This is a genomic window from Calothrix sp. CBUCES-K 9914, from assembly GCF_059640475.1.
Genome location: NZ_JBXXZH010000326.1, coordinates 1 through 9,163 on the forward strand (window position 1 = coordinate 1; position 9,163 = coordinate 9,163).

The window sequence follows — 9,163 nt, forward strand, 5'->3', positions numbered from 1 at the left end:
ACAGTTCTTGTAGATGGAATTGTTGGACCCCAAACTTGGAAAGCTTTAGGTCTGTGTGTTTATGCTAACTGCTAACTAAACATATTTAAAACTGTAAATTGAAAACAAATATCAATTTCTAGCTATAAAACCCCGACAGTAGGTTGGGGTTTTACTTTTGTTTTGCATTTGTAATACCGGCTAGAACGTATCCAGATGGGTTGATTGTACGCGCTCGAAATTATTATGATTCTTCTTTTCTTCCCTCAGCAAGACAGGAAGCTATAATCTAGCTTTGATATTTCAAACTACTTTTGTGGCTTTTTGTCCAAATTTTTTTGATGCTTGTGAAGCCTTAAAACACTTACCATGTAAAGGATTCAGCTTTTTTATATAAAGCGAGCGCGTACAATAAACCCCTGAAGGGTACGTTCTAGCCATGTCACCCCTGTTTAAAAAGCCAACTTCTAACCCACATTCCGCACTTCAATTTGAAGTACAAAAGATTACAACCAAGGAAAAAGCAAAAATTCTTAGTATGTTTATTTACTAATGCCAGTAAGTAGTTATGTAATATTTTATGCGACATTTTGAAGTGCGGAATATGGGTTAAAAGAATTTAATGGCTGAATTCGACTCTGCGATATTCGGAAGGTGGGTTAGATACTTTTTCATGAGCACAGGGAAGAGGAGATTGAGCTAAGACTACAATCATTCTCTCTGTACCAGTATTAATAATTTCATGTCCGATATCTTTGGGAATATGAACACAGTCTCCAGGCTTAACGGCGCCAATTTCATCCCCAACTATTACATCTCCTGTTCCTTGCACAAAGTAACAGATTTCATCACTTTGAGAGTGTTTATGCAATGGGTTAGATTGTCCTGGTTCGATACAATAAATGTTAAAGTGCATTGAATCAGTTAAGAAAATCCGGCGCCGAACAAAAAAGCGAGGATTGAATTGAGCTATTTCTTCTAGAGTTTTAAGGTCTCCGTTGCTGAATTTTTTGGGGTCTTGTAAAAGTGTTGTATCAGCTTGTAAGGGAATTAATCCAGTTTCGTTGGTAATTTCACTTGGCATTTGTTTTTCTCCGTTAAGTATAAGTTAGATATGTGAGCTAAAAAAAACTACTTTACCTGATTTTGCTGACGCGCTTGCAGGTATGCATACAAAGAGTCGTAGATAAAGAATGCCTTTTGCAAAGTTTCATCATCGTTATTTGTCACTAGGGGAAAACCGTGACTAATTGCTTTCAGCCCACTTGCTTCTGGTCTTTGTTCAATGGCGCCTGGAATATCAGCAGCATGAACAATTTCAAGTAATTCCTTTAATACAGAATCATTTAAGCTATAGTCTCGAATAATTTGTTCAAAGGAAGTAATACCAAAGTCATGGTTATACTTGGCGCCGGGAGCATCAAAACCAATAGCATTATGGGACTGCTCTACTTGAGTAACTTCTACAGGTTCTACAAAAATAAACTCTGCTTGTTTATCAACAAATCGTTGAATTAACCAAGGTGTTGCAACTCTATTTACCCGAACGTGTTTGCGTGTTACCCATTTCATTTAAAGTCTTCCTTTTTAATTTACAAATTAATAACCAGCTTGGGTGTCAAAGCGTTTGATTTTGCCAAATTTGACTAGCGCGTGTCCTGGTGAAGCATCAACACTTGGCTTTTCCTTTGCAACTAACCACTTCTCAAACTTCTCCTCACTTTCCCACATTGTGATAATCAACCATTCCCCCTGATTATCAGTAGGTTTGAGAATTCGCTCCATCACAATGCCATATCGTTGTCTTAATTCCCTATTTGACTCTATCCAATCAAAAAAAGCTTGTTCATTAGTTTCAGGAATTTCAACACTACGAACGCAAACCAGCGGTTTTGGTGCCTGTACAGTCATTCAAACCTCCGATTTTTTTGTTTCTGTTGCAGTCAAAGCGAAAAATATACTACTCGCCAAAAGTAATCCTCCAACAACTGTGAAGCCTATTTGATAAGACGTATGCATCAGTAAAAATCCTAATAAAACAGGGCCACTTGCCTGTCCTACGTCCATAATTGCGCTCATAATTCCCAATGCAGTACCACGACTATCTACAGGAGCTAAATCTGCTACAAAAGCTGATGTCGCAGCTGAGGAGATGGCAATTCCTAATCCAAATACGGCTGAGATTAATAATAGTAAAACTACTGTTTGCGTTTGGCAGAAAAGCCACATTGCAACGCTGGTAAGCAGAAGACCTACGACAATCTGCCGCTTGGGTCCATAACGGTCACTCATCCGACCCATGAGAGGACGTGCTAGTACCTTAATTCCAACCTGACTGGCAAAAATTAATCCGACAGCAGCTTTATCAATGCCAATACTCAAAGCATATAGTGGCAGAAAAGTTTCAACGGCACCAAATGCCAGAAACTGAGCAGCTTCTACCAAACTCGTAATTAGAATCATGCGATGAGATAAAATTTTCCTAATCGCAGGCACAGTTGAGTTAATCTGCTTGATTTTTCGATTGCGCTTTATTCTGGTTTGAGGCAGTAGTTTCATCCCGACCAAAGTCAAGATACCCACAATGGTACATACGACATAAACAGATTGCCATGTACTTACGGCTAAAAGTAAACCGCCGACTACGGGCGCCAATGCACGTCCTGCCAGTGTCAACGAGGAATACCAACCTAAGCGTTCTCCTTTATGGGTAGGCGCCAAATCGGTTACATAAGCCATTGCGACTGGACTAAGAATCGCCGTTGCCAATCCATGATATCCACGTACTAGCGCTAGTTGCCAGGGATTGAAGACTAAGAAATAAGCTAGAGGTGCGCTGCAAAACACTACTCCTGCAAATATTAGCAAAGGCTTTCTGCCCCAGTAGTCACTAAGTAGTCCTGCTGGAAAACTAAGTAAGATGCCGGTTAGTGTCGAAGTTGCGGCGATTGCCCCAATGGTAGCTGGGTTGGCGCCTAACTGTTGAGCCAGAATAGGCAACACTGGGTTTTTGGCAATTGTCGAACTGAAAATTGCTAATCCCCCAATTGAACATAGAAGCAAGAATGCAAAATTATTAGACATCGCCAACCTAAGAAGGAGAGCGTAACTGATTTGATTTAATCTTACTGTAATATATGTTTCTTTAAAAAGCAACTACTGTTACAAAATAATTGTGCTACATGAACTTAAATGGTGCGTGACGCTACAAGTCCCTAATTTGTGTACAAAATCTTTCGTCGCGTCACACACCCTACATCTATTAACCCTGCTGTTTGGCGAATACAGCATATAAGCCCTCAAACAGATTGATACCGCAGGTTTCTAGTTCAGCATCACTCATATTTGCAATAAACCAGCCTTGCAACAGAGCATCTACTCCTGCAGTTTCAGGACGCGCGTATTGTCCGTCTCGCAAATCAATTTCATGGACAATTTCTCCGATAGCCTGTATTCCTGGTTTATTTAAACGAAACGCAGCTGCCATCACCTCAAAGGTGCAAAGATTACCACAATGTCCAAATTGAGCATCTTTCATTTCAAAAGAAACTTCATTATGGGCAGCCTCATGAGAATATCGAATCTCGGCATTTGAATTAATAAATCGACGAATTAGCCAAATGCAGGCTAGGCGGTCTATATAAGGTCTAGGTCTTGTTACCCATCGCTTATTTTGGTATTTAATAATTTCTGTTTGTGGTATATTTACAGTAGAAATACTTAAAGATAGTGCTTGAGATAAACGGTTTAATGTAGTTATTAAGCGTTGTCCATCAATACAATCAAAAAAGTCCACGCGGGCAATTTCGCTATGCTGTTTCCGTAGTTTTTCTAAAGTTTCTAGAAAACTGCTGCGCTCCAAACTGGCGCCGACACTTGTAGACTTTTCTATGGATTTTTCCAGTTCTATTGCTTGGGCTTCAATCTCTTGATATTCTTCGCCGCGCGCAGTACGGAATAGTTCTATAATTTCTGAATCAGCTAATCCCTCAAATCGTTCGACCCGCATTATTAAAGCTTCACCCTTCGTTTGTTGTACTTCCTGCGCTAGCCATTGGAACGACTCAACACACTCGTCACGAGCAGGTAGAATATGTATACCACTTTTCATTGAAATTGCTCCTATTCTTCGCAGTCGGCGCCATAATGCCACACGAGGGCTAGAAGACGATTTAGAAGGAAGCGAGTAAGAGAATACTATCCAACTCAATATTTATACCTCAATTAAATTCTTAATATAACAATTGTTGCAATCAAATGCAATATCTGTTTCATTAAAAATTTCGTTATCCTAATCTACACCCTAGAAGGGTGAGACTATACAAACAAAGCCTGCCGGAAGCAGGCTAAAAACACTTGTTTTTCATATAGGAATCCGGTTGCAATACTACTCGGTTAAGAATGAAAATCCCCCCAACCCCCCGCGTGGAAGGCTACCGTGTACACATAACTTTTTGGCATCGGGAGCAGGGAGGTATTGGATGCAGGGGGAGGCTAGAAACGGAAGGAGTGGAGAAATTGAGGAACTATTTTCATCGATATTTGCATCCGATATGAATCAATATTGCTTCATAATCATCCTCCCCGCCCTACCCCCGAAGCACCCTTATTAAGACTTGTGTGTACACCGTAGCGCGTGGAAGGGGGGCTAAAAATCTCTCAAAGTCCCCCGAATTCGCGGGGGATTTAGGGGAATCTATTTTAAGTTAATGTCTTAACCGAGCAGTATTGGCGCCGGTTTAGGAATTTTGATGTTGGCAACTCTATCGTTTTTGGGAATCAAAAGTATTCACACGATGAATGCTTTTAAAACATTTTTAGGAGGTTGTATTAACGGTGTCGCGATTATTCCTTTTGTGATAGCTGGAATAATTGCTTGGCCTCAAGCTATTTTAATGGCAGTGGGTGGTTCGCTTGGTGTTTTTTTGATTGCTCATTACGCACGGAGACTTGATGCCATATATATTCGTAGATTTGTGATATTTGTCGCTGTTTCTATGACTGCTTACTTTTTCATTCATGGATAAGGATGTTTTTACCTGATTCTATATCAATATATGTATATCCAAGACGGTCAATTTCTTCTTTCATACGTTTATTATAGAATAGGGTAAGATGCAAAAAGTTTTGAATTAAATGTTTTTCATTCTCACAAACATTACAAAAATTACTTCCATGCTTGATTCGGTTTTCAAGGAGTTGGTTAGTAGCGGTGAGCCAAATTACTTTCACACCTTTTTTGCTAACTAAATTTGTTACAAATGCTGGCCATAACGCAGACCCTTCGAGTACTAGGCGTTCTGTAGATTTCCCAGAGGCATGAGAATGAACAATAGCCTCTACTTGTGGTATAATATTTTGACTATAATGTGACAATACATCTGAAAAAAGAGCTTCGATAGACAATTCATTATAATGTTTGACTACGTGTTCTGGAATAGGCTTTCCATATGCACTTACCCAAGGGCGCCCAGGATGTCGAGCTAGTTTGTCTGTGGAACGATAATTCCAACCAAGGTGTGATGCCAAAGCTTGGGCAAGGGTTGATTTTCCTGTATGAGAGGCGCCACCAATTAAAATCACTCGTGTTTCAGAGACAAGAGCCTGAAAAATTATAGTTTCGATGATATTTTCTGTCATTCTTCTACACTATAGTTTTTACTTTATAAAAATTTAACTCGACTATAACCGCGCGACTAAAATGTATCTAAAAATTAATATTAGGCAAGAGGAATGGTAGTTATCATGCACGCTCTGGATGCCTAAGTAGCTGAGGGGGTGACGAAAACCTCTGAACCTGAGACACAGCAATAGTTATAAGCGTGCGTGCCATAAAAAGATAAACCCCATTTTTATACTTTATTGATTCTATAATCAATAAGCTTTGTACAAAAGTCTTATTTTTCGTTGGGCTTTGTTCTAAGTTTACTTTTATCTTTCAAGCGGTCACTCATCTATAACCTTTACGGCATAAGGCTTTTAAGCTAGTTCGTCACCCCCCCAGCCTAAGTAGAGAACAAATATCTACAAATTTGAAAACACATAATTATATAATAAAATAACTGATTAACACTAAATTATTTAACAATTTTTTTAATTAATGAATTAATACTCAAAGTAAGCACTCGTCTACGGCGCTTGCGCCATAGACGAGCGAGGCGCCAATAAAAACAGTTGTGTACAAACTAAAACACAATTTAATAAATAGCTTATTTCTTGAATTTAAACAGTAATTTTGCTGTTATTTGGCTTGACTAGATTACAAATATGTTGAATAATATTCTGAATTTGACGTGGCGTTTGAAGCTGATTAAATTGAAAATAATTTTCGAGTTTTTCTTGTATCTGTTGTAGATTGATACCAATAGTAAGATGATGTAAAAATCTCAGACGTAAAAGATGAATTAAATATTCAACGCTCATTGAAATTTGGTGAGTAAGGAGGAGTATCAATGAATTCTACATCAATTTTATCCTTAATATTTAAATCAGACAGATGAGTTTGTAGCTGAAATTTCATCTTAGCTTTGTGTGTAGACTTGTTATCTAAAATTATACTTAATTTTTTGTACCCTTTTTGAACGCAGTCACAGCAAAGTAGGGCAAAATATTCGGAAATGTCTTCAGTTTTTCATTGAGATTTTAATTTTAAATATTCTTCACCTGTAAATGTATCCACGGCAAGCATACCATTTAATTTGTTTCTTCGTCCTTTTTCATTACTTGGTACCTAGCACCGCGCAACTAATGCAGCAATTTTACAACAATTTAGCACAAAAGGTGCCGATTACCAAAGCCGAAGCATTGCGACAAGCACAGCTAAGTTTAATAAAGGGTACATCTGTTAAACAAAATGAACAGCGTGGTTTAAAAGTATCACCGATAGATAATACTAGAAATCAAAAAGTATATGCTGGTAATCAACATCCTTATTATTGGGCGCCGTTCATTTTGATTGGTAATGGGTTATAATTTTCGGTCATGGTGCCGAAAACAACGCACCCGTAAGTTCGGCATCACCCCAGTATACACCATCTAGTGGGAGCATCTCGAAAATCGGCTTGTGTGGCGCCTGTTAAGTCTGCTCCCGTTAAATGTTGCTTTGAGGAAGCTACTATCACGCTCGGTTTACTTGTGTTAGAACAGCGCGGTTAAAACCAGTGTTGTCCGCTTTTAGCATATGAAGTAAGGCTTTGTGCATATAGCTTAACAGGGGTAGTCTTAGACACTAATTCTGGTTATAATAGTTTAGCGATATTTTTATCGCTCGAATTAGAAATCACCAAGTGAAAGCTTTGTCAAGGACTTGATAAATTTAAATGGCTCAGTACAAACACGACCGATTCTTCAAATTCTATATTCAATCTTTATATAAAACTAAAGGAAATACTCTACAAAATATTCAAGTTCATAACGATGAAGACCTCGAAATTGATTTGATGTTCATCGGACAAGAAAGTCTTGGATGGCAGCAAGAGAATTTAGGTTTATTCGACCAACTAATGCAAGAGCATCCAACGATTATCATCGAACATTACAGTTCATATTTAGAAGAGAGTGATATCAATAAATCGATTACTAGAAAGAATTTATATTGGACCCAAAAGGAAAAAGAACTGGTAGAGAATGCCAAAGCACTCACAGAGTTAACAGCTTCTGGGCGACTGTCGAAACAGGCAAAGCAACAAATAGAAAATCAAAATCCATTTACCTGGATACTGACAGTAAATTGCAGTGAAAAACTCTTGAATTTATGCAGCGCTCAACCTGTCTTAGAATTAGGTATGGGTGTATATCGGCTTCCCCAAATTTCACGGATGGGAATTGTGATTATTGAGCAACTAGTTGATAGTCCTGATACTATTTGGTTAAAAATGTTGGGAAATAAAGAAAGTGCGAAAATCGCTTTTGACTCAATCAAGCAGTTATCGCCGACTCGTAGAGAAAAAAATGATATAATCAGTGCATGTGTTAAATACTGTGTTTATCTACGAGACGTACCTACTAATAACTTAACTCCAGAGGACAAAGATTTTATGAGAACGATGGCAGAAATCGATGCTTGGTATGAAGCCGAAATGAACAAGGCTAAGTTAGAAGGCGAACTAAAAGGCGAACTAAAAGGCAGGATTGAGTTGGCAAGTACTTTAATTCGAGCTAAGTTTGGGGATGAAACTCTCACACCACAGGTAGTTAGTCAACTCCAGAACTTAAACGCCAAGCAACTTGATAATTTCACGGTAGCAATGCTTAATTGGCAACAACTTCTTGAGATGGAGGAATGGCTCACCCGTGACGAAAAAGTCTAAACGCTTACATTGTAAAGATTTTATGAACACGATTTTGACTAATTATCTTTCCGATCTACGTACAGGCGAGGAATTAGAATTAATTGTCCATTTTTCTGGATGTGAAACCATTACGACTAATTGACGCGCATATTTCTTCACAACGTCTGTCTAACTCCAAAGCTTGTTCTTGTTTTATATAACCACATCTTAAAGAAATTTCAATCCAAGTTTGAGTTTCTGCGGCAACACCAAAACCGCGTCCGAAAGCTTACTTATAAATGCCGCAGGATACCTTCTTTTTCTCCAAGCTTTAGATGTCAGCGTGTAAACAACGACTTGGGGATGCTTAGACGAGGTGCGTGATAATTATAATTAAACATATGACGAGAAGTGAACAAAATTACTTCTTCTTTAACCAAGTCATACTTAACAGCTCTCTTTCTTCTTACCTCACCGCGTCCCCGCGTCTCCAAGTCCCCGCGTCAGCCTCTATTAGGGTTTTCTTAGTAGCATTCGTAATGGGCGCCCACCCTTTAAAACTCATTGCTACACTAGTAATTCATTAGCATAACCTAATTTTCTATTTTTTTACACTATTTTGAGTCTTTTTTGATTCAGCACTAGTTAGTAGTCCAAGAAAAAAATTATCTTACGATATTTATTCGGGAATATTTTGATTAAAACACTCTAAGAGGATGTTTAAAAAGTATAAAATTAAACTATAGACTTAGAAAATCCCCCCAACCCCCCTTAATAAGGCAGGGCTGTTTCATTCTAAAAAGAATAAATCCAGGCGCCTATAAATCCGTCGTTACCGAACAAGATTTTGCTGGTTGATTAACCAAACAATCATGGTTATAGCTTTTATCTCTAGAGAATGAAACAGCCCTGCC

General features: G+C 38.4%; 10 protein-coding genes and 1 pseudogene. 3 read left to right on the top strand and 8 right to left on the bottom strand.

The window, feature by feature from the left end:
* Nucleotides 1-598: 598 nt before the first annotated feature.
* The 5 genes from AC2JBO_RS39845 to AC2JBO_RS39865 all read right to left on the bottom strand — a co-directional run bounded on the left by AC2JBO_RS39845 (nt 599) and on the right by AC2JBO_RS39865 (nt 4,189).
* On the bottom strand, nt 599-1,063 hold the full coding sequence (locus AC2JBO_RS39845; protein WP_496959159.1) for a cupin domain-containing protein: 465 nt from the start codon (nt 1,061-1,063) through the stop codon (nt 599-601).
* Between the two features lie 47 nt (nt 1,064-1,110).
* On the bottom strand, nt 1,111-1,551 hold the full coding sequence (locus AC2JBO_RS39850) for a chromate resistance protein ChrB domain-containing protein (protein WP_496959160.1): 441 nt from the start codon (nt 1,549-1,551) through the stop codon (nt 1,111-1,113).
* A gap of 27 nt (nt 1,552-1,578) precedes the next feature.
* Complete coding sequence (locus AC2JBO_RS39855) at nt 1,579-1,890, bottom strand: antibiotic biosynthesis monooxygenase family protein (protein ID WP_496959161.1); 312 nt, start codon at nt 1,888-1,890, stop codon at nt 1,579-1,581.
* Nucleotides 1,891-3,063 (bottom strand): MFS transporter, encoded by a 1,173-nt coding sequence (locus AC2JBO_RS39860; RefSeq protein ID WP_496959162.1) that lies wholly within the window; start codon nt 3,061-3,063, stop codon nt 1,891-1,893.
* A gap of 178 nt (nt 3,064-3,241) precedes the next feature.
* Nucleotides 3,242-4,189, bottom strand: a complete 948-nt coding sequence (locus AC2JBO_RS39865; protein ID WP_496959163.1) for a chromate resistance protein ChrB domain-containing protein — start codon at nt 4,187-4,189, stop codon at nt 3,242-3,244.
* A gap of 517 nt (nt 4,190-4,706) precedes the next feature.
* On the opposite strand from AC2JBO_RS39865, the gene AC2JBO_RS39870 reads away from it, so the two are divergent.
* On the top strand, nt 4,707-5,006 hold the full coding sequence (locus tag AC2JBO_RS39870; RefSeq protein ID WP_496959168.1) for a TSUP family transporter: 300 nt from the start codon (nt 4,707-4,709) through the stop codon (nt 5,004-5,006).
* Here the strand turns inward: AC2JBO_RS39870 and AC2JBO_RS39875 are convergent.
* The gene (locus AC2JBO_RS39875) at nt 4,993-5,619 is read right to left on the bottom strand and encodes a 2-phosphoglycerate kinase (protein WP_496959164.1); all 627 of its coding nucleotides are present in this window, start codon (nt 5,617-5,619) and stop codon (nt 4,993-4,995) included. The genes AC2JBO_RS39870 and AC2JBO_RS39875 overlap by 14 nt on opposite strands.
* 582 nt (nt 5,620-6,201) lie before the next feature.
* A complete protein-coding gene (locus AC2JBO_RS39880) occupies nt 6,202-6,402 on the bottom strand; it encodes a hypothetical protein (RefSeq protein ID WP_496959165.1) in 201 nt (66 codons plus the stop codon).
* 324 nt (nt 6,403-6,726) lie between these two features.
* Here AC2JBO_RS39880 and AC2JBO_RS39885 point away from each other — a divergent pair, with 324 nt between their 5' ends.
* Both AC2JBO_RS39885 and AC2JBO_RS39890 read left to right on the top strand, forming a co-directional pair.
* Nucleotides 6,727-6,951 (top strand): CHAT domain-containing protein, encoded by a 225-nt coding sequence (locus AC2JBO_RS39885; protein WP_496959166.1) that lies wholly within the window; start codon nt 6,727-6,729, stop codon nt 6,949-6,951.
* Between the two features lie 347 nt (nt 6,952-7,298).
* Nucleotides 7,299-8,288, top strand: a complete 990-nt coding sequence (locus AC2JBO_RS39890) for a hypothetical protein (RefSeq protein ID WP_496959167.1) — start codon at nt 7,299-7,301, stop codon at nt 8,286-8,288.
* A gap of 79 nt (nt 8,289-8,367) precedes the next feature.
* On the opposite strand, the pseudogene AC2JBO_RS39895 reads toward AC2JBO_RS39890, so the two are convergent.
* Nucleotides 8,368-8,502: pseudogene (locus AC2JBO_RS39895) on the bottom strand (hypothetical protein); the annotation flags it as partial.
* Nucleotides 8,503-9,163 lie beyond the last annotated feature (661 nt).